This is a genomic window from Pseudomonas sp. TZ252, assembly GCF_056110345.1.
In genome coordinates, this window is sequence record NZ_CM148566.1 from 2,192,186 (window position 1) to 2,212,318 (window position 20,133).

The window sequence follows — 20,133 nt, forward strand, 5'->3', positions numbered from 1 at the left end:
ATGTTCGCGACGGGGCCCAAGGCCCCGTCGCTCTGCATGGAGTAGCACGATGCGCCGCGTGATTTTCCTCGCCGCAGCCGCCACCCTGCTGGCCGGCTGCGCCGGCACGGCCGATCCGTCCGGCACCTGGATCAACCAGGCCGCGATCGACGCCGCGAGCAAGGACGGCAAGCTGCGCGAGGCCCTGCTCGCCTATGGCCCGAACCTGGAATGGAAGCTCGACAGCAAGGCAGGCGAAGCCACCTTCAGCAACGGCTTCGAACTGGGCGAAGGGACCCTGAGCAAGAGCGATGACGAGCACTGGAAGGTTGCCTTCTATGGCGACGACAACCAGGAGAGTCTCGAACTGGACGGCAAGGAGCTGATCCAGCAGGCCAGCGCCAACGGCCCGGAACAGCGTTTCCGCCGTCTCGACCCGCAACCCGCGGCCAACAGCCCTGCCGGCAGCGGTTTCGAGCGGGCCTTGTATGGCAGCTATCTGAAGGGCAGCTGGAAGATCCGCGAAGGCCAGGGCCAGGGCGGCAAGGTCGAGTTCCAGGCCAATGGCCTGGTCAGCGGTCTGCCCGGCGCCGAACGCTACGCGCTGTGCCTGGCCGGCGATTGCGCAGCGATGAGCGGCGACAACGACAGCATCTGGCTGCAACAAGGCAACCGCGGCCGCGAATTGCTGTTCAGCCTCGACGACGACGAGCTGCAACTGTTCGAAGCGGTCAATACCGCCGGCGCCAACGAGATGCCCAGCTACGTGCCCGGCAAGCGCGTCTGGCTGCTGGAGCGCTGAGGCCTCTCAGAGGGCGGCCAGCACCAGCCAGCCGCCCAGCGCCAGCAGCAGGACGCCGCACAGCCGGTCCAGCGCACCTACCCGCCGTTGCAACCAGCCGCGCCAGCGCGGCCTGTCCAGCAGGCGCACCAGCGCCATGTCCCAGCACAGCACCGCCAGGCTCATCCACGCCAGGCACAGGGCCAGCGCCCAGCCCGGCAGGCTGAAGCGCGCCAGCACGCCGAACAGCCCCGCATAGAAGATCGGCAGCTTGGGATTCAGGCTGCTCGCCAGCAGGCCGTCGCGCAGCCCGCGCAGATAGCCGCCGCGGGACGGGACGTCGCGCTGCGCCGGCATTTCCAGTCGCCTCTGCGCAAGCAGCGCCTGGCCCGCCAGCCAGAGGAAGTACAGTCCGCCGAGCGCCTGCAGCCAGCGCAAGGCGCTGTGCGCCGAGTCCGGCACGCTGGCCAGCAGGCCGAGCACCAGCAGCATGCTCAGGAGGTTGGCCAGGGCGATGCCGGCGGCCACCCCGTCGGCCTGGCGCCGGCCGCGCAGCAGGGCGGCGCGCACCAACAGGAAGAAGTCCGGTCCCGGCGACAGCAGGGCAGCGAAATGGGTACTGGCGACAAGGACGAACGCGGCGAACATGAAGGCCCCTCGAAACGCGAAGGCCTCCAGTCTGTGCAGCGCGGCGGGCGCCGTATTGGAAAAAACTCAGGTCTTGGCGCTGCGCCGGAACTGCCCCGGAGTGACCCCGGTGAAACGCCGGAAGGTCGTGGAGAAGTGCGCCTGGTCGTAGAAGCCGAGGTGCTGGGCGAGTTCCGCCAGCGGCCGTTCTTCCAGCAACAGGCGCTTGGCCTGGCGCACCCGGCATTGCAGTTGGTAGGTATGCGGCGGTACGCCGTAGGCACGCCGGAAAGCCTCGATCAGATGGCGCGGGTGGCGCTGCAGCAACTGCGCCAGTTGGTCCAGACCGAGCGCCTCGGTGGCATGCGCTTCCAGGTAATCGCGCAGGCGTGCGGTGGTTCCGCCGTCGCGGGGCGCCGCAGCCGCCGGGCGCAAGCCGCCGTGGCGCACGAAGACCTGTTCGAGCAAGGCCAGCAGGCGGCTTTCCAACCCCAATGCGTCGCTGCGCTGGAAATCCTCGGCCAGCCACGCCAGGCCAGCCGCCACGCTGCCGTCGTCGGCCGGGTTCAGTTCGCCGAAGCCGCGCGGCAACTGTTTGCGGCCGAGCAGGCCGAGCAGGCGCGTTTCCTCGACATAGAGCATCCGGTAGACCAGCCGCTCGGATTCGGCGTGCCCGGTATGTGGCTCTTCCGGGTTCATCAGCGACAGGGTGCCGGCCGGCAGCGCATGGCGCCGCCCGCGGCACTGGTAGCCGCCGACGCCGTGGAGGATCGAGCCGATGGCGAAGGCCGAATGGCTGTGGCGGCCGAACGCCTGGCCGGAGAAGTCCGCATGGAACAGTTCCACGCCAGGCAGCCAGGGACGCGCCAACAACCGGTTGGCAGCCATCAGGCGTCCCCGAGCACCGCCGCGTAGCCCTCGCGGTAGCTGGGATAGCGCGGCACCCAGCCGAGCGCCCGGGCGCGGCGGTTGCTGCAACGCTTGCTGCCGGCGCGGCGTACCGAATGTTCGTCGGCCCATTGGCTGACGCCCAGGCGCTGGCGCAGGTAGTCGACCACCTCGTGCATCGCCACGGGCGCGTCGTCGACACCGATGTAGCAGTCCTCCAGCGCCTGGCCGCCGGCATCGGCGCGCAACAGGAAGGCCAGCAGCCCGGCCGCATCGTCGGCGTGGATCCGGTTGGCATACAGGGGCGGCTCGCTGACCACCCGGTACCCCTGGCGCACCTGGTTGAGCAGCCACTCCCGCCCCGGACCGTAGATGCCGGCCAGGCGCACGCGGGTAGCCGGTATCCCGCTGTCCAGCGCGACCTGCTCGGCGTCGAGCATGATCCGTCCGGAATAGGCCTGGGAAAGCGCCGGCGACTCCTCGTCGATCCAGCCGCCATCGGTCTGCGCGTAGACCCCGGTGCTGGAGACGAACAGCAGGCGCCTGGGCCGCTGGCCGTGGGCCTGCAACCAGCCCAGCACATGGCGCAGGCCGTCGACGTAGGCGGCACGGTAGCCAGCCTCGTCGTGCTGACTGGCGGCGGCGCTGTACACCAGGTAGTCGAGCGGCTCGCTCGGCCACTGCGCGGGACACTCCGGAGCCTGCAGATCGCCAGCCACCGGCAGGATCCCCTGCGGCAAGGCGTCCACCGAGCGACGCAGGCCATGGACCCGCCAGCCATCGGCCAGCAGCGCCTCGCCGAGGCGCCCGCCGACATCGCCGCAGCCGGCGATCATCACTGTTTGCGACATGAAGCCGTCTCCTTCCTACGACAAGGCGGGCAGTGTAGGCGTCGAATCGTCTGCAATGCACGCCCGATCATGCCCCCGGAGGTTGGTTCGCGGCGGTGCAGCCGCTATGCTTGGCCGATCTTAACGGATGAGCAGCCATGACCCTCACCGAACTGCGCTACATCGTCACCCTCGCCCAGGAACAACACTTCGGCCGCGCCGCCGAGCGTTGCCACGTCAGCCAACCGACCCTCTCGGTCGGCGTGAAGAAGCTCGAGGACGAGCTGGGGGTGCTGATCTTCGAGCGCAGCAAGAGCGCCGTGCGCCTGACGCCAGTGGGCGAAGGCATCGTCGCCCAGGCGCAGAAGGTCCTCGAACAGGCCCAGGGCATCCGCGAGCTGGCCCAGGCCGGCAAGAACCAGTTGGCCGCGCCGCTGAAGGTCGGCGCCATCTACACCATCGGTCCCTACCTGTTCCCGCACCTGATTCCCCAGCTGCACCGGGTCGCGCCGCAGATGCCGCTGTACATCGAGGAGAACTTCACCCATATCCTCCGCGACAAGCTGCGTACCGGCGAACTCGACGCGATCATCATCGCCCTGCCGTTCCAGGAAGCCGACGTCCTGACCAAGCCGCTGTTCGACGAGCCCTTCTATGTGCTAATGCCGGCCGACCATCCCTGGACCGCCAAGGCCAGCATCGATTCCGAGCTGCTCAACGACAAGAGCCTGCTCCTGCTCGGCGAAGGCCACTGCTTCCGCGACCAGGTGCTGGAAGCCTGCCCGACCGTGCGCAAGGGCGACGAGAACAAGCACACCACGGTGGAGTCCTCGTCGCTGGAGACCATCCGCCACATGGTCGCCTCCGGACTGGGCGTCTCGGTGCTGCCGTTCTCCGCGGTGGACAGCCACCACTACGCGCCGGGCGTCATCGAAGTGCGCCCGTTCAGCGCGCCGGTGCCGTTCCGTACCGTTGCCATCGCCTGGCGCGCCAGCTTCCCGCGTCCACGCGCCATCGAAGTGCTGGCCGACTCGATCCGCCTGTGCTCGGTGGCCCGTCCGCAAACCCAGGAACAACCGCAAATAGCATGACCGAGCTGTCCAGGGTCCCGGTCACCGCGCTAAAGGGCGTAGGCGCCGCGCTGGCGGAGAAGCTCGCTCGGGTAGGCCTGGAAACCCTGCAGGACATCCTGTTCCACCTGCCCCTGCGCTACCAGGACCGTACCCGCGTCACCGCCATCGGCGCCCTGCGGCCAGGGGCCGACGCGGTGGTCGAGGGCGTGGTGGCCGGCGCCGACGTGGTGATGGGGCGCCGCCGCAGCCTGCTGGTGCGCCTGCAGGACGGCAGCGGCACCCTGAGCCTGCGCTTCTACCATTTCAGCCAGGCGCAGAAGGACGGTCTCAAGCGCGGCACCCACCTGCGCTGCTACGGCGAAGTCCGGCCGGGTGCCTCGGGCCTGGAGATCTACCATCCGGAATACCGCGCGCTGAACGGCGACGAGCCGATTCCGGTGGAGCAGACCCTGACGCCGATCTACCCGACTACCGAGGGCCTCACCCAGCAGCGCCTGCGCCAGTTGAGCCAACAGGCCCTGGCCATGCTCGGCCCCAGCAGCCTGCCCGACTGGCTGCCGGCGGAACTGGCCCGCGACTACCAACTTGGCCCGCTCGACCAGGCGATCCGCTACCTGCACCGGCCGCCGCCGGATGCCGACATCGAGGAACTGGCCGAAGGCCGGCACTGGGCGCAGTTGCGCCTGGCCTTCGAAGAACTGCTGACCCACCAGTTATCCCTGCAGCGCCTGCGCGAAGCCGTGCGCTCGCAGGCAGCGCCGCGCTTGCCGGCGGCCAGCCGCTTGCCGAAACGCTTCCTTGCCAACCTCGGCTTCCAGCCGACCGGCGCGCAACGCCGGGTCGGCGCGGAGATCGCCTACGACCTGGCCCAGGACGAGCCGATGCTGCGCCTGGTGCAAGGCGACGTCGGTGCCGGCAAGACCGTGGTCGCCGCCCTCGCCGCCCTGCAAGCCATAGAGGCCGGCTACCAGGTGGCGCTGATGGCGCCGACCGAGATCCTCGCCGAGCAGCATTTCCTCAACTTCAGCAAGTGGCTCCAGCCGCTGGACATCGAAGTCGCCTGGCTGGCCGGCAAGCTCAAGGGCAAGGCCCGCGCGGCGGCACTGGAACGCATCGGCGACGGCGCGCCGATGGTGGTCGGCACCCACGCGCTGTTCCAGGATGAAGTGAAATTCAAGCGCCTTGCACTGGCGATCATCGACGAACAGCACCGCTTCGGCGTGCAGCAGCGCCTGGCCCTGCGCCAGAAGGGCGTGGACGGCAGGCTCTGCCCACACCAGTTGATCATGACCGCCACGCCGATCCCGCGGACCCTGGCGATGAGCGCCTATGCCGACCTCGACACCTCGATCCTAGACGAGCTGCCGCCCGGGCGTACCCCGGTGAATACCGTGCTGGTGGCCGACAGCCGCCGTATCGAGGTGATCGAGCGAGTCCGCGCGGCTTGCCGCGAAGGGCGCCAGGCCTACTGGGTGTGCACCCTGATCGAAGAGTCCGAGGAGCTTACCTGCCAGGCCGCCGAGACCACCTACGAAGAGCTTTCCTCGGCGCTGGGCGAACTGCGCGTCGGCCTGATCCACGGGCGCATGAAGCCGGCGGACAAGGCCGTGGTGATGGAAGCCTTCAAGGAAGGCATGTTGCAACTGCTGGTGGCGACCACGGTGATCGAGGTCGGCGTCGACGTGCCCAACGCCAGCCTGATGATCATCGAGAACCCCGAGCGCCTTGGCCTGGCCCAACTGCACCAGTTGCGCGGCCGGGTTGGCCGGGGCAGCGCCGCCAGCCACTGCGTGCTGCTCTACCACCCACCGCTGTCGCAGATCGGCCGCGAGCGGCTGGGCATCATGCGCGAAACCAGCGACGGCTTCGTCATCGCCGAGAAGGACCTGGAATTGCGCGGCCCCGGCGAAATGCTCGGCACCCGCCAAACCGGCCTGCTGCAATTCAAGGTCGCCGACCTGATGCGCGACGCAGACCTGCTGCCGGCGGTCCGCGATGCCGCCCAATCCCTCCTGGCGCACTGGCCGCAGCATGTCAGCCCGCTGCTCGAACGGTGGTTGCGCCACGGCCAGCAATACGGTCAAGTGTGATCTATTTCGCTCTCGCTGACCGGCGTAGGTCTCAGTCTTGAAGCAGCTCTGGTTATACTGAGGGAAAATCCAGCTCGCATGGTCTCGTCATGACAGAAGCCGCCCTGGCCTCCGCCGATGCTCCGCACGCCCCCCAGGTCATCCTCCAGCTGCTCGCCAAGCTAGGCATCGCCTGCCGCGAGGTCAGCGACAGCGCGGAGCTGCCTGCCGCCCGCCGAGTCCAGGCGGTGCTGCTGGACGACGCCGTCGGCACCCTGCTGGTGCTGTTCCCGCAGAGCCAGTTGCTGGACCTCGCCCGGCTCACCGAACTGACCGGCCGCAAGCTGCTGGCGATCAAGCCCGAGCGCCTGGAACGAATGCTCGGCAAGCACGAGTTGCACCGCCTGCCGGCGTTGCCGCCCCTGACCAGTTCGCCCTGCCTGTACGACGAGCGCCTGTTGCAGGAACCGCGCCTGCTGATCGAGTCCGGCCAGCCCGGCATCCTCCTGGAGATCGCCAGCAACGACTTCCGCGGCCTGCTGGGCAAGGCCAGCGCCGCGCGCTTCGGCGAACCGCTGGAAAACATCAACCTGAACCTTGACCGCCCGGACGACGACCGCGCGGAAATCAGCCAGGCCGTGCAGGCCTTCACCGCCCGGCGCATCCAGCAGCGCCTGGAGCAGACCATCGAGATTCCACCGCTGCCGCAGACGGCGCAGAAGATCATCAAGCTGCGGGTCGACCCCAACGCCAGCGTCGACGACATCACCGGTCTGGTGGAAACCGATCCGGCGCTCGCCGCCCAGGTGGTCAGTTGGGCGGCCTCGCCCTACTACGCCGCTCCGGGCAAGATCCGCTCGGTGGAAGACGCGATCGTCCGCGTCCTCGGTTTCGACCTGGTGATCAACCTGGCCCTCGGCCTCGCCCTGGGCAAGAGCCTGAGCCTGCCCAAGGACCAGCCACAGCAGGCCACGCCCTACTGGCAGCAAGCGATCTACACCGCAGCGGTGATCGAGGGCCTGACCCGCGCCATGCCGCGCGAGCTGCGCCCGGAGTCCGGCCTGAGCTACCTGGGCGGCCTGCTGCACAATTTCGGCTACCTGGTCCTGGCGCATGTCTTCCCGCCGCATTTCTCGCTGATCTGCCGGCACCTGGAGGTCAACCCGCACCTCGGCCATGCCTATATCGAACAGCACCTGCTGGGGATCACCCGCGAGCAGATCGGCGCCTGGCTGATGCGCGTCTGGGACATGCCTGACGACCTCTATTGCGCCCTGCGCTTCCAGCAGGACCCCAGCTACACCGGGCCGAACGCGGTCTACGCCAACCTGATCTGCCTGACCAACCGGTTGCTGCGCAACAGCGGCATCGGCGATGGCCCGCAGCAAGCGATTCCGGCGGCATTGTACGAGCGCCTGGGGATCACCCCGGAGAAGGCCGGGGACGCCGTGAAAAAGGTGCTGGAAGCGGAAGCGGCCCTGCGCGAACTGGCGGCCCAGTTCAATCGCTTGCCGGGGTGACCGGGTAGTCCGCTGCGAAACGCACTACCGAAAGGCTGCGGCCGCAGCCCGGATGAGATCGAAAGCCGCCCTCAGGCGGCTTTCTTCTCCGGAGCCTTCTTCTTCGGCTTGAGGTACTTCACCAGACCCTGGAACCAGATCACCAGCGCCGGATTGCCCTGTATCTGGATGTCCTTGTTCTGGATGCCCTGCATGAAGGCCAACTGCGGGTTCTTCGAAGTCATCGCGGCGAAACCGTAGGCTCCGTCCTTGAACCCCAGGGAAAAAGCCGGTTGCGGATGGGTACCGCGCTTGCTGCTGACGCGCAGGTCCCTGACCAGGTAGTGGCGCGCCACCTTGCCGTCGAGGGTATGCAACTGGAACACCAGGTCCTTGCCCTCGAGCTGCTTCTGGAAAGCGGGATTGTCGCGGCTGGCCTTGGCCATCAGGCGACCAAGCATCCACAGGAGAAGACGAAATTTCATGCACGCGCCTCGATATCCGGGGAGATGAGCGGCGCATTGTAGCTGTTCGCGAGGAGGACTACAGCTGTCCTTTCGATGAGCGCGGAAGCGTCTTCGACGAAGCCCGGAGCCGCTCTGACTCCGGGCTCTCGGCGGTCAGTTGACCGCGTCGCGCAGGGCCTTGCCCGGCTTGAAGGCGACGGTGTTGCTGGCCTTGATCTTCACCGGCTGGCCGGTCTGCGGGTTCTTCCCCGTGCGGGCTCCGCGATGGCGTTGCAGGAAGGTGCCGAAACCGACCAGGGTCACGCTGTCCTTGCGGTTCAGCGCGCCGGTGATTTCATCCAACAGGGCGTTGAGAACGCGATTGGCCTGTTCCTTGGTGAGATCGGCCTTTTCGGCGATAGCGGCGGCTAGTTCTGGTTTACGCATAGTTGCCTCTTTGACGGTTTGTTGTTTTTGTGTCCGTGCTGTCTTCCCAGCAGCGCTCAAAGGCACCGCAGTCCACCGGAACCATAGGCTCTAGACTGCGGTAGACGCGATGGAGGATGGCATGCTCCCGAGGACTGCGCCAGTATCGTCCGACAATTTTGCCGCAAGTCTCGACGGCATAACGGCCGGAACCAATGGCATTCAAGCCATGAGGCCGGGTAACTCTTTGTTCAGGGCCAATTTTTCGTTCACCGCCGCTCCGGTCAGGGCATAACCGATCACTCGACCAGCGGTATCCCGGCACAGGACCTTGAGGTCCGTTCCAGAGCCTTCCACTAGCCATTGGCCATCCATTCCGCGGGGCGGCGGCGACACCACCAGCGGGCAGGCCGGGGTCTTCACCGTCACCGGCATGGGACCGTAGGCCACCTGGCTGGGGTTGCCGGCGAGGGTCTGCGCCAGCGCGCGTGCGCAGGCCATCAGCGGCATCACATAGAGCAGGTTGAGGCCGTCCACTTCGGCGCAGTCGCCCAGCGCGTAGATGTTGGCGTGGGAGGTGCGCAGCGAGCGGTCGACGACGATCCCGCGGTTGACCGCCAGCCCGGCGGCGAAGGCCAGTTCGGTGCGCGGACGCAGGCCGACGGCGGAGACCACCAGGTCGCAGGGAATCACCTCGCCATCCGAAAGATGCGCTTCCAGCCCCTCGCCGGCCTTCTTCAGGCTGGCCAGCACCGGCCCCAGGTGGAAGCGCACGCCGAGGCCTTCCAGGCCTGCCTGCACGGCCTTCGCCGCGGCCGGGTGGAGCAGGCCCGGCATGACCTGCTCGCAAGGCGCCACCACGTCGAGCTGGTAGCCGCCGCTGGAGAGGTCGTTGGCGAATTCGCAACCGATCAGCCCCGCACCGAGCAGCAGTACCCGGCGCTTGCCGGCAGCCGCCTGGCGGAAGCGCGCGTAGTCTTCCAGGTCGTTGATCGGGTAGAGCGCGTCCTGGGCATCGCCCTCGACCGGCACCCGGATCGGCTCCGCGCCCCAGGCCAGGACCAGGTCGCGATAACGCACCTCTTCCTCGCCGATCCAGATCCGCTGATGGCCGGGATCGATACCGGTGACCCGGGTATGGGTCAGGATGCGTGCGTTCAGTTGCTCGGCCATGGCGCCCGGTTCGGCCATGGCCAGGCCGTCGGCGTCCTTGTTCTTCGAGAAGCCGGTGGAGAGCATCGGCTTGGAATAGGAACGGCCGTCGTCGGCGGTGATCATCAGCAGCGGCGTCTCGCTGTCCAGCTTGCGCCACTCGCGGGCCAGGTTGTAGCCCGCCAGGCCGGTTCCTATGATTACCAGGGGCGCACGCTCGCTCATTTCCGTTCCTCTGTGATTGCCGGCGCCGGGCGCCGCTTCTGTGGATTTCGCTCAGGCGATCTCGATCATCTCGAAATCGATCTTGCCGACACCGCAATCCGGGCAGACCCAGTCCGCCGGGATGTCTTCCCAACGGGTTCCCGCCGGAATGCCTTCTTCGGGCAGGCCCAGGGCTTCGTCGTAGATGAAGCCGCAGACCACGCATTGCCACTTGCGCATAGCCACCCTCCTCGTTCGTCGAACCTAGCTCAGCGTCGGTGGCCGGCCAACGGCAAGGCTGCCGGGCGTTCCCGGCAGGACAGTCAATGACCGGACCCAAGTCCCAAGGATAACTCCTGGACGGCCGCTGGCCAGGCATGAAAAAAGGCGGCCAGGGCCGCCTTCTTCGCCGGCGAGCGGGGCTCAGCCGATTTCGATCATCTCGAAGTCCAGCTTGCCGACGCCGCAGTCGGGGCACAGCCAGTCTTCAGGCACGTCTTCCCAGCGCGTTCCCGCCTCGATGCCTTCTTCCGGCCAGCCTTTGGCCTCGTCATAGATCAGTCCACACACCACGCATTGCCACTTCTTCATTGTTTACCTCGGGCGGGTTACCACGGTTCAGCGCCGGCAACCTATAACAAATCCACCCTGTCCGCCAACCTGCCCGAAAGGCAAGGTGGTGCCGAACGGGCCAACCAAAGATGGGTGGTGCCCACCGGTCGCCTCACAACCCCTCGGCTCCGATCCGCGCCACCCGGGCGTCCTCTTCGGCGCGTACGCCGGAAACCCCGACCGCGCCGACCACCTGTCCGTCCACCAGGATCGGCACACCGCCCTCCAGGGTGGCCTGCAGCAGCGGCACCGAGAGGAAGGCGCTGCGTCCGCCGTTGATCATGTCCTCGTAGCGCTTCGTTTCCCGGCGTCCCAGGGCGGCGCTGCGGGCCTTTTCCGTCGCGATGTAGGCACCGATCGGCGCGCAGCCGTCGAGGCGCTCCAGCGCCAGCGGGTGGCCGCCGTCGTCGACCACCGCGATGCTCACCGCCCAGCCTTGGCGCTGTGCCTCCTCGCGGGCCGCGCCAAGGACGCGGGCGACCTCCTCGCGGCCGAGTACCGGCTTGCTGTGCATGGTTTCACTCTCCTCCGGGCAAGGCCTGGTCGAGCAGCTCGATCCAGTGGCGTACCGGGGTCCGTCCGGCCCCGTCGAGATGGGCCTGGCAACCGACGTTGGCCGTGGCGATGACATCCGGCGCGCCGCTTTCCAGGGCGTCCAGGCGGTTGTCGCGCAGACGCCGGGACAGCGCCGGCTGGGTCAGCGAGTAGGTGCCGGCGGACCCGCAGCAGAGATGACCGTCGGCCACCTCGGTGAGATGGAAGCCCAGTCGCCGCAGCACCGCCTCCACGGCCCCGCCCAGTCGTTGCGCGTGCTGCAGTGTGCATGGGCAGTGGAACGCCAGGCGCTGGTCGCAGCGCAGGCCGAGGGACTCCAGCGGCTCGTCGCGAAGCACTTCCACCAGGTCGCGGGCAGCGGCGGCGACCTCGTGCGCCTTGTCCGCGTACCGTGGGTCGTCGCGCAGCAGGTAGGCGTAGTCCTTGACGAAGGCGCCGCAGCCGCTGGCGGTCTGCACGATGGCCTCGGCACCCTCGCGCAGCAACGGCCACCAGGCGTCGATATTGCGCCGCGCGCGCTGGCGGCCGCGCTCCTGCGCATCCAGGTGGAAATCCAGCGCGCCGCAGCAGCCGGCCGCGGCCGCCGGCGTCACGCTGATTCCCAGACGGTCCAGAACCCGCGCGGCGGCGGCGTTGGTGTTCGGCGACAGCGCCGGCTGCACGCAACCTTCGAGCAGCAGCACGCGCCGCGCATGCCGGGGCTGCGGCCGCCTGCCCGGCGCCGCGACCCGACGTGGCAGCTTGCCCTGCATCGCCTCAGGCAGCAGAGGCCTCAGCCGCCCGGCAGCGCCGGCCAGCGCGCCGAACAACCTCGGGCGCGGGGCCAGCAGGCGCAGCCCGTCGCGCAGCAGGCGTTGCCGGAAGCCGCGCGGCAGGCGTTCGGCGAGTAGGTCGCGGCCGATATCCAGCAGCTTGTGGTACTCGACTCCGGACGGGCAGGTGGTTTCGCAGTTGCGGCAGCTCAGGCAGCGATCGAGGTGCAGGCGGGTGCGCTCGCTGGCCTCGTCGCGCTCGAGGAACTGCTTGATCAGGTAGATCCGTCCGCGCGGGCCGTCGAGTTCGTCGCCCAGCTCCTGGTAGGTCGGGCAGGTGGCGTTGCAGAAACCGCAGTGCACGCAGCTGCGCAGGATGCGCTCGGCTTCGGCGGCCTCGGCGCGTTGCCGGGCGGAATCGCAGAGGTTGGTTTGCATCGCGCCTCCTCAGAGTTCGGCGTACATCCGCCCGGGATTGAAGATGCCCTGCGGGTCGAGCTGGCGTTTGAGTGCCCGGTGCAGGCCGAGCAGTCCAGGCGGTAGCGGCTGGAACGGCGCATCGAGATGGCCGGCGCGGTAGCAGGTGGCGTGACCGCCATGGGCGGTGGCCCACGCACGGATGTCCGCGGCCGGCGCGTCGCTTTTCAGCCAGCGCAGCGCCCCGCCCCAGTCCAGCAACTGACGACCGGGCAACGGCGTCTCCGGCGCCAGCGCCGGCAGCGACAGGCGCCAGAGCGGTCGCGGGTCGTCGAAGAACGGCAGGCGCTGCTCGCGCAGGTCGGCCCAGAAGCCGTCCTCGAGCGCTTCGCCACCGAGGCGGTCGCGCGCCGAGCGTACCGAGCCCTCGCCGCCCTCCAGGCGCAGGCGCAGGGCTTCGCCGTCGTGGCAGGCCGCACTGATCGGCAATGGCTGGCCTCCCCACTCGGCCAGCTTGCGCAACGCCGTCGCCACCGGCAGGTCCAGGCTCAGGCCGGCCTGGCAGCGCGGCATGGGTAGCACCTTGAAGGACACTTCGGTGACCACCCCGAGGCAACCGAAGCTGCCCGCCAGCAACCGCGACAGGTCGTAGCCGGCGACGTTCTTCATCACCTCGCCGCCGAAGCGCAGGTGGGTGCCCAGGCCACTGATCAGCCGCGTCCCGAGGACGAAATCGCGTACCGCTCCCGCCCAGGGCCGGCGCGGTCCGGACAGGCCGCTGGCGAGCACCCCGCCGACCGTCGCCCGGCCGCCGAAACCCGGCGCCTCGCAGGCAAGCATCTGCCCGCCGCGCGCCAGCACGGCCTGTAGCTCGTCCAGCGGCGTACCGGCACGGGCGGTGATCACCAGTTCGCAGGGATCGTAGGCGACGATCCCACGGTGTTCGGCGAGCGCCAGCGGTTCGCCCGCAACCGGCCTGCCGAGGAACGCCTTGCTATCGCCGCCGACGATGCGCAGCGGCGCGCGCCGCGCCAGGGCGTCGCGGACCCGCTCGAGCAGCGCGCCGGCATGGTCGGCGCCAGCGTCCGGATCGAAATACGGCTGGCTCATCAGAAACGCTCCAGTTCGGGGAACGGCAGTCGACCGTGGCGGACGTGCATGGCGCCGAACTCGGCGCAGCGATGCAGGGTGGGCACGTTCTTGCCGGGATTGAGCAGCCCGGCCGGGTCGAACGCCGCCTTCACGGCGTGGAACAGGGTCAGCTCGTCGGCATTGAACTGAGCGCACATCTGGTTGATCTTCTCGCGGCCGACGCCATGTTCGCCGGTGATGCTGCCGCCTACCGCCACGCACAACTCGAGGATCCTGCCGCCCAGCGCTTCAGCGCGCTCCAGCTCGCCCGCCAGGTTGGCGTCGAAGAGGATCAGCGGGTGCATGTTGCCGTCGCCGGCGTGGAATACGTTGGCCACCCGCAGGCCGTATTCGCGCGAAAGCTCGGCGATGCCATGCAGCACCCGCGGCAGCTCGCGGCGCGGGATGCTGCCGTCCATGCAGTAGTAATCGGGGGAAATCCGCCCGACCGCCGGAAACGCATTCTTGCGCCCGGCCCAGAAGCGCTGGCGCTCGGCCTCGTCTTGGGCCTGTCGCACCGAGGTGGCGCCAGCCGCCTCGAACAGCTCGCGGACCCGCTCGCAATCCTCGTGCACGTCGGCTTCCACGCCATCCAGTTCGCAGAGCAGGATCGCCGCCGCGTCGACCGGGTAACCGGCGTGGATGAAATCCTCAGCGGCGCGGATCGACAGGTTGTCCATCATTTCCAGCCCGGCCGGGACGATGCCGGCACCGATCAGGTCGGCCACCGCCCGCCCGGCGCTTTCCACATCGTCGAAGCTGGCCAGCAGGACCTTCGCCACCGGCGGGCGCGGCAACAGCCTGACGGTGACCTCCACCACCACGCCGAGCAGCCCTTCGGAGCCGGTGAACAGCGCCAGCAGGTCGAAGCCGGCGCTGTCCAGGGCGCTGGACCCCAGGCTCAGGCGCTCGCCTTCCAGGGTCACGATGTCCACCTGCAACAGGTTGTGCACGGTCAGGCCGTACTTCAGGCAATGCACGCCGCCGGCGTTCTCCGCGACGTTGCCGCCGATGGAGCAGGCGATCTGCGAGGACGGGTCCGGTGCGTAGTACAGACCATGAGGGGCAGCGGCCTGGGAGATCGCCAGGTTGCGCACGCCAGGCTGGACCCGGGCGAAACGACCCAGCGGATCGATCTCGAGGATCCGCCGGAAACGCGCCATCACCAGCAGCACGCCGTTCTCCAGCGGCAGCGCGCCGCCGGACAGGCCGGTGCCGGCACCGCGCGCCACGACCGGCACCTTCAGCCGATGGCAGAGGGCGAGCAGGCCCTGAACCTGTTCGATGCGTTCCGGCAATGCCACCAGCAACGGCGTGCAGCGATACGCCGAGAGTCCGTCGCACTCGTAGGGACGCAGGTCTTCCGCGGCGTGCAGCAGTTCGAGGTCGGGCAGGCGGAGGCGCAACTCGGCCAGCAGGCCATCCTTATCCACCTGCGGCAGCGGACCGTCCAGACGCTCGTCGTAGAGGATGTTCATGGCGGCAGTCCTTGTTGTGGTTGTCGGCGGGATCAGCAAGCGTCCACAGCCTGTACCGCGCGGACGCCGGGGTCCAGCAGGCGTCTAACTGGTCCTACCAGTATCACCAGGAGCCATGGGCATGAGGCGCATGCTAGAAAGTCCCTGAGCTTCTATAGTGAGTAACGACAGCCAACTGGTCCTACCAGTGCAACGGGAGCTTCCATGCAGAAACAGCGGGTGGCCGACCAGGTCGCAGAGCGTATCGAGCGGCTGATCGTCGACGGCGTGCTCAAGGTCGGCCAGGCTCTGCCGTCCGAGCGGCGCCTGGTGGCCAAGCTCGGCTGCTCGCGCTCGGCCCTGCGCGAGGGCCTGCGGGCGCTGCGCGGGCGCGGCATCATCGACACCGAGCATGGCCGTGGGTCGTTCGTCGCCGACCTCGACCGCAACGCCGACGTCAGCCCGCTGATGCACCTGTTCGGCTCCCAGCCGCGCACCCTCTACGACCTGCTCGAAGTCCGCGCCCTGCTGGAGGGCGAGGCGGCCCGCCTGGCAGCGCTACGCGGCACCGAGGCAGACTTCGTCCTGCTCGCCCGGCGCTACGAAGAGATGCTCGCCAGCCACGAGGAAACCCAGCCGATCGATCCCCGCGAGCACGCCCGCCGCGACCACGCGTTCCACCGGGCGATCAGCGAGGCATCACACAATCCGGTGCTGGTGCATACCCTGCAATCGCTCAACGAACTGCTGCTGAGCACGGTGTTCGCCTCAGTGAACAACCTCTATCACCGGCCGCCGCAGAAACGCCAGATCGACCGCCAGCACGCGCGCCTCTACGCGGCCCTCCGCGAGCGCCAGCCGGACCAGGCGCAACGGGCGGCGCGCGAACATATCCACAGCATCCGCGACAACCTGCGGGAGATCGAGCAGGAAGAACAGCGCCTGGTCCGCGCCACCCTGCGCCTGAACGGCTGGGGGTGACGCGCCACCGCGTCGCAGACCGGCCGCCGGCCGAACGTGCTACCCTCGCCGCCTTCTGCCGCCGTCTCGTAGTCCCGTCATGCCCAGCAATGCGCTCTGGCTTCGCGCCGACCAACTGTCAAGCGTCTCCCCCGCCGTCCTCGACTGGCTGTTCGACGAGGGGTCGCTGACCCGGCGCCTGACCGCCCTGGCCGACGGCGCGTTCCGCGTCGAACCCCTGCTGGAAGGCTGGCAGACCCTGCGCGACGACGAATGCCAGGGGCTCGACGTCCCTACCGGCAGTAGCGGCTGGGTCCGCGAGGTCTACCTGCATGGCCACGACCGTCCCTGGGTGTTCGCCCGCAGCGTGGCGGCGCGCAGCGCCCTGGAAGGCTCGGGCTTCGACCTGGCGCTGCTCGGCACCCGCTCGCTGGGCGAGTTGCTGTTCAGCGACAGCGCCTTCGAGCGCGGGCCCATCGAAGTCTGCCGCTATCCGGCGGCCGGTCTGCCCGCCGAGGTCCGCGCCGAGGGTCTCTGGGGCCGTCGCTCACGGTTTTCCCGCGGCGCGCTCGGGGTGCTGGTGGCGGAGGTGTACCTACCGCGCCTGTGGGACCAGGCGGGAATCGCCGACGTATAATCCCCCGGTCGACTCCGGAGGTCCCCATGTTCGTCACCCTGATCAAGCCGCTGGCCCGCCTGCACCCCCGCGCCTGGGACTTCGTCCAACTGGTGCGGCTGGACCGGCCGATCGGCATCTACCTGCTGCTCTGGCCGACCCTCTGGTCGCTGTGGATCGCCGCGGACAGCGTGCCGGAACTGAAGAACCTGCTGATCTTCGTCCTCGGCGTCATCCTGATGCGCGCCGCCGGCTGCGTGATCAACGATTTCGCCGACCGCAATTTCGACGGCCATGTCGCACGCACCAAGGCGCGCCCGCTGGCCACCGGCAAGATCAGCGTGCGCGAGGCCTGGATCACCTTCGCCGTCCTGGTCGCGCTGAGCTTCGGCCTGGTCCTGCTGACCAATGCAACGACCGTCTGGCTGTCGTTCGGCGCGGTAGCCGTGGCCTCGCTCTACCCCTTCATGAAGCGCTACACCTACTATCCGCAGGTGGTGCTGGGCGCCGCCTATTCCTGGGGCATCCTGATGGCCTTCACCGCCGAGCGCGGCGAATTGCCGGCCAGCGCCTGGCTGCTGTTCCTGGCCAACGTGCTGTGGACGGTCGCCTATGACTCCTACTACGCGATGACCGACCGCGAGGACGACCTGAAGATCGGCATCAAGTCCACCGCAATCCTCTTCGGCGATGCCGACCGCCTGATCATCGGCAGCCTGCAGGGCCTGACCCTGCTCCTGCTAGTGCTGGCCGGCAACCGCTTCGAACTGGGCCTGTGCTTCTACCTCGGCCTGGCGGTGGCGGCGGCCTGCTTCGTCTGGGAAGCCTGGTCGACCCGCGACCGCGACCCGCAGGCCTGCTTCCGCGCCTTCCTGCACAACCACTGGGCTGGCCTGGCGATCTTCCTCGGCACGGTCGCCGACTACGCGCTGCGTTGAGCGGCGCGCAGGCCGGCAACCATCTAGTCCATGTCCGGCTGGGCGACGTGCCAGGCGCCCATCTTGCCGTCACCGTTCTTGTCGCCAGGCTTCTTGTCCTGGATGAAGGTATAAAGGGGCTTGCCGTAGTAGGCCCACTGCTGGGTGCCGTCCTCGCGAGCGACCAGGCTCCAGTCGCCGCTGGCCTGCGCTCCCTGGGCCGCTGCCAGCGGCGGCCAGTTCTTCGCGCACTGCCCGGAACAGGCGGATTGCCCTTCGCTGTCCTTGTCGTAGGTATAGAGCGTCATGCCCTTGCCATCGACCAGCACGCCGTCCTTCTCGGTGGCCGGCGCCACCGTTTCCTGGGCCAGCGCGGCGAACGCCGGCAGGGCCAGCGCCAGACCCAGCGCCAGGTGGATTCTGTTCATCGCGTCTCTCTCCTGTGTCTTCAGGTGGAGCGTTCGCCGCCCGCAGGGACGGCACCGGAACCTGTTGAGCATAGCCCCGCCGCGGGCAGTCGGCGGAAACTACGCCGTTGTGTCACATACCTGACACAATTTCGTTATCTAATGCGGCGCAAGACAGATCGACCCGAGGCAAGACCATGGTTGGCAAGACAATCCTCATCGTTGATGACGAAGCACCGATTCGCGAGATGATCGCCGTGGCCCTGGAGATGGCCGGCTACGAGTGCCTGGAGGCGGAAAATACCCAGCAGGCGCACGCGGTGATCGTCGACCGCAAGCCGGACCTGATCCTGCTCGACTGGATGCTCCCCGGCACTTCCGGCATCGAACTGGCGCGACGCCTGAAGCGTGACGAACTGACCGTCGACATCCCGATCATCATGCTCACCGCCAAGGGCGAGGAGGACAACAAGATCCAGGGCCTGGAGGTCGGCGCCGACGACTACATCACCAAGCCGTTCTCGCCCCGCGAGCTGGTCGCCCGCCTGAAGGCCGTGCTGCGCCGCACCGGGCCTGGCGACAGCGAGGCGCCGATCGAGGTCGGCGGCCTGCTGCTGGACCCGATCAGCCACCGCGTGACCATCGACGGCAAGCCGGCCGAGATGGGCCCCACCGAGTACCGCCTGCTGCAGTTCTTCATGACTCACCAGGAACGCGCCTATACCCGCGGCCAACTGCTGGACCAGGTCTGGGGCGGCAACGTCTATGTCGAGGAGCGCACCGTCGACGTGCATATCCGCCGCCTGCGCAAGGCGCTCGGCGAGGTCTACGAAAATCTGGTTCAGACTGTCCGCGGGACCGGCTATCGTTTCTCCACCAAGAGCTGACCCCGCTCCCGGCCGCCCAGCGGCCGGAGTCGTTTCCCCTGGACGGTCCGTGACGGACCGCCACTGGACAGGATGCAATCCGTCGTGAACCAAGACTGGCGTGGAGCGCTGATCCGCCACCTGCTTCTCGTGCTGGCCGCCAGCCTCGTGCTCGGCGTGGTCAGCGGCCATTACGGCTGGGCCCTGGCCCTCGGCCTGGCTCTCTACCTCGGCTGGACCCTCTGGCAGCTACTGCGCCTGCACCAGTGGCTGCGCAACCACCAGCCAGACGAGCCACCGCCGGACAGCTACGGCCTCTGGGGCGAAGTCTTCGACAATATCTACCACCTGCAACGCCGCAACCAGCGCGCCCGTGGCCGCCTGCAGGCGGTGATCGACCGGATCCAGGAGTCCACCGCGGCCCTGCGTGACGCGGTGATCATGCTCGACAGCGACGGCAACCTGGAATGGTGGAACCTCGCCGCGGAAAACCTGCTCGGCCTGAAGACCCCGCAGGACGGTGGCCAGCCGGTGAGCAACCTGATCCGCCATCCGCGCTTCAAGGAATACTTCGACCAGGAGGATTACCGCGAGCCGCTGGAAATCCCCTCGCCGATCAACGAGCGCCTGCGCCTGCAATTCCACATCACCCTCTACGGCAACCGCGAGCACCTGATGCTGGTCCGCGACGTCACCCGCGTCCACCAGCTGGAGCAGATGCGCAAGGACTTCGTGGCCAACGTCTCCCACGAGCTGCGCACGCCGCTGACGGTGATCGCCGGCTACCTGGAGACCCTCCTCGACAACGTCGAGGATGTGAACCCGCGCTGGCTGCGCGCCCTGCAGCAGATGCAGCAGCAGGCCGGACGCATGCAGAACCTGCTCAACGACCTGCTCCTGCTGGCCAAGCTGGAGGCCACCGACTACCCCGGCGACAACAAGCCGGTGGCGGTGGACGCTCTCCTCGTCAGCATCCGTAACGACGCCCAGGCCCTGTCCGCCGGGCGCAACCACCGCATCAGCCTGGACGCCGCACCCGCTGTGCAGCTCAAGGGCAGCGAGGCGGAACTGCGCAGCGCCTTCTCCAACCTGGTATTCAACGCGGTGAAGTACACCCCCGACGAAGGCGAGATCCGCATCCGCTGGTGGGCCGACGAACAGGGCGCGCACCTGTCGGTGCAGGACACCGGTATCGGCGTCGATCCCAAGCACCTGCCGCGCCTGACCGAGCGCTTCTACCGGGTGGACTCCAGCCGCGCCTCCAACACCGGCGGCACCGGCCTCGGCCTGGCCATCGTCAAGCACGTGCTGATCCGCCACCGCGCGCGCCTGGAAATCAGCAGCGTGCCCGGCAAGGGCAGCACCTTCACCTGCCATTTCGCCCCGGCGCAGGTCGCCGAGGCCGAGCGCAAGGCGCCGAAGTGAGCCTCGTCGCGGTGCCGCGCCGCCGGCGTCGGCACGGCCAAGGC

At 68.3% G+C, this 20,133-nt stretch carries 22 protein-coding genes; 9 read left to right on the top strand and 13 right to left on the bottom strand.

Going from position 1 to position 20,133, the window contains the following annotated elements; all coding sequences use genetic code 11:
- The first annotated feature begins 49 nt into the window (after positions 1-49).
- A complete protein-coding gene (locus tag ACYAF3_RS10085) occupies positions 50-781 on the top strand; it encodes a hypothetical protein (protein ID WP_003096611.1) in 732 nt (243 codons plus the stop codon).
- 6 nt (positions 782-787) lie between these two features.
- Here the strand turns inward: ACYAF3_RS10085 and ACYAF3_RS10090 are convergent, their stop codons facing one another.
- From ACYAF3_RS10090 to ACYAF3_RS10100, 3 genes are all read right to left on the bottom strand, one after another.
- Positions 788-1,408 (bottom strand): LysE family translocator, encoded by a 621-nt coding sequence (locus ACYAF3_RS10090; RefSeq protein ID WP_003096613.1) that lies wholly within the window; start codon positions 1,406-1,408, stop codon positions 788-790.
- A gap of 66 nt (positions 1,409-1,474) precedes the next feature.
- A complete protein-coding gene (locus ACYAF3_RS10095; protein WP_003114367.1) occupies positions 1,475-2,275 on the bottom strand; it encodes an AraC family transcriptional regulator in 801 nt (266 codons plus the stop codon).
- Complete coding sequence (locus tag ACYAF3_RS10100) at positions 2,275-3,126, bottom strand: SDR family oxidoreductase (protein ID WP_003096618.1); 852 nt, start codon at positions 3,124-3,126, stop codon at positions 2,275-2,277. The genes ACYAF3_RS10095 and ACYAF3_RS10100 overlap by 1 nt, the downstream gene beginning before the upstream one ends.
- A 137-nt stretch (positions 3,127-3,263) precedes the next feature.
- Between ACYAF3_RS10100 and oxyR the strand changes: the two genes are divergently transcribed.
- The 3 genes from oxyR to ACYAF3_RS10115 all read left to right on the top strand — a co-directional run bounded on the left by oxyR (position 3,264) and on the right by ACYAF3_RS10115 (position 7,767).
- Positions 3,264-4,196, top strand: coding sequence for an oxidative stress transcriptional regulator OxyR (gene oxyR, locus ACYAF3_RS10105; RefSeq protein ID WP_003096622.1), 933 nt, complete (start codon positions 3,264-3,266; stop codon positions 4,194-4,196).
- Entirely contained in the window at positions 4,193-6,268 is a 2,076-nt protein-coding gene (gene recG, locus ACYAF3_RS10110; RefSeq protein WP_003096624.1) for an ATP-dependent DNA helicase RecG, read from the top strand. Before oxyR ends, recG begins: the two co-directional genes overlap by 4 nt.
- An 89-nt stretch (positions 6,269-6,357) precedes the next feature.
- Entirely contained in the window at positions 6,358-7,767 is a 1,410-nt protein-coding gene (locus tag ACYAF3_RS10115) for an HDOD domain-containing protein (protein WP_003098324.1), read from the top strand.
- A gap of 71 nt (positions 7,768-7,838) precedes the next feature.
- Here ACYAF3_RS10115 and ACYAF3_RS10120 read toward each other — a convergent pair whose 3' ends face one another.
- The 9 genes from ACYAF3_RS10120 to glcD form a co-directional block, all read right to left on the bottom strand.
- Positions 7,839-8,231, bottom strand: coding sequence for a hypothetical protein (locus ACYAF3_RS10120; protein WP_003096629.1), 393 nt, complete (start codon positions 8,229-8,231; stop codon positions 7,839-7,841).
- A 135-nt stretch (positions 8,232-8,366) separates the two neighbouring features.
- Positions 8,367-8,639, bottom strand: a complete 273-nt coding sequence (locus tag ACYAF3_RS10125; RefSeq protein ID WP_003096630.1) for an HU family DNA-binding protein — start codon at positions 8,637-8,639, stop codon at positions 8,367-8,369.
- Positions 8,640-8,840: 201 nt separating this feature from the next.
- A complete protein-coding gene (gene alkT / locus ACYAF3_RS10130; protein ID WP_003098326.1) occupies positions 8,841-9,995 on the bottom strand; it encodes a rubredoxin-NAD(+) reductase AlkT in 1,155 nt (384 codons plus the stop codon).
- A gap of 51 nt (positions 9,996-10,046) precedes the next feature.
- Positions 10,047-10,214 (bottom strand): rubredoxin, encoded by a 168-nt coding sequence (locus ACYAF3_RS10135; protein ID WP_003098329.1) that lies wholly within the window; start codon positions 10,212-10,214, stop codon positions 10,047-10,049.
- A gap of 183 nt (positions 10,215-10,397) precedes the next feature.
- Complete coding sequence (locus tag ACYAF3_RS10140; RefSeq protein ID WP_003098330.1) at positions 10,398-10,565, bottom strand: rubredoxin; 168 nt, start codon at positions 10,563-10,565, stop codon at positions 10,398-10,400.
- Positions 10,566-10,698: 133 nt separating this feature from the next.
- A complete protein-coding gene (locus tag ACYAF3_RS10145; RefSeq protein WP_003098332.1) occupies positions 10,699-11,100 on the bottom strand; it encodes a heme-binding protein in 402 nt (133 codons plus the stop codon).
- 4 nt (positions 11,101-11,104) lie between these two features.
- Positions 11,105-12,331 carry a glycolate oxidase subunit GlcF gene (gene glcF / locus ACYAF3_RS10150; RefSeq protein WP_034082652.1) on the bottom strand — a complete coding sequence of 409 codons (1,227 nt, stop codon included), beginning with the start codon at positions 12,329-12,331 and terminating at the stop codon, positions 11,105-11,107.
- Between the two features lie 9 nt (positions 12,332-12,340).
- Positions 12,341-13,420, bottom strand: a complete 1,080-nt coding sequence (gene glcE / locus ACYAF3_RS10155; protein WP_023086755.1) for a glycolate oxidase subunit GlcE — start codon at positions 13,418-13,420, stop codon at positions 12,341-12,343.
- Positions 13,420-14,919 (bottom strand): glycolate oxidase subunit GlcD, encoded by a 1,500-nt coding sequence (gene glcD / locus ACYAF3_RS10160; protein WP_003104603.1) that lies wholly within the window; start codon positions 14,917-14,919, stop codon positions 13,420-13,422. Before glcD ends, glcE begins: the two co-directional genes overlap by 1 nt.
- Positions 14,920-15,123: 204 nt before the next feature.
- Here glcD and glcC point away from each other — a divergent pair, with 204 nt between their 5' ends.
- The 3 genes from glcC to ubiA all read left to right on the top strand — a co-directional run bounded on the left by glcC (position 15,124) and on the right by ubiA (position 17,412).
- Positions 15,124-15,879, top strand: a complete 756-nt coding sequence (glcC, locus tag ACYAF3_RS10165; RefSeq protein WP_003115387.1) for a transcriptional regulator GlcC — start codon at positions 15,124-15,126, stop codon at positions 15,877-15,879.
- 79 nt (positions 15,880-15,958) lie between these two features.
- Complete coding sequence (locus ACYAF3_RS10170) at positions 15,959-16,495, top strand: chorismate lyase (RefSeq protein ID WP_003114374.1); 537 nt, start codon at positions 15,959-15,961, stop codon at positions 16,493-16,495.
- A 26-nt stretch (positions 16,496-16,521) separates the two neighbouring features.
- Positions 16,522-17,412, top strand: a complete 891-nt coding sequence (gene ubiA, locus ACYAF3_RS10175; RefSeq protein ID WP_034082649.1) for a 4-hydroxybenzoate octaprenyltransferase — start codon at positions 16,522-16,524, stop codon at positions 17,410-17,412.
- A gap of 23 nt (positions 17,413-17,435) precedes the next feature.
- On the opposite strand, the gene ACYAF3_RS10180 is transcribed toward ubiA, so the two are convergent.
- Positions 17,436-17,819, bottom strand: coding sequence for a COG4315 family predicted lipoprotein (locus ACYAF3_RS10180; RefSeq protein ID WP_003096652.1), 384 nt, complete (start codon positions 17,817-17,819; stop codon positions 17,436-17,438).
- Between the two features lie 176 nt (positions 17,820-17,995).
- Here ACYAF3_RS10180 and phoB point away from each other — a divergent pair, with 176 nt between their 5' ends.
- Entirely contained in the window at positions 17,996-18,685 is a 690-nt protein-coding gene (gene phoB / locus ACYAF3_RS10185) for a phosphate regulon transcriptional regulator PhoB (protein WP_003096653.1), read from the top strand.
- Positions 18,686-18,757: 72 nt separating this feature from the next.
- Positions 18,758-20,089, top strand: a complete 1,332-nt coding sequence (phoR, locus tag ACYAF3_RS10190) for a phosphate regulon sensor histidine kinase PhoR (RefSeq protein WP_017148679.1) — start codon at positions 18,758-18,760, stop codon at positions 20,087-20,089.
- The last annotated feature ends 44 nt before the right edge of the window (positions 20,090-20,133 follow it).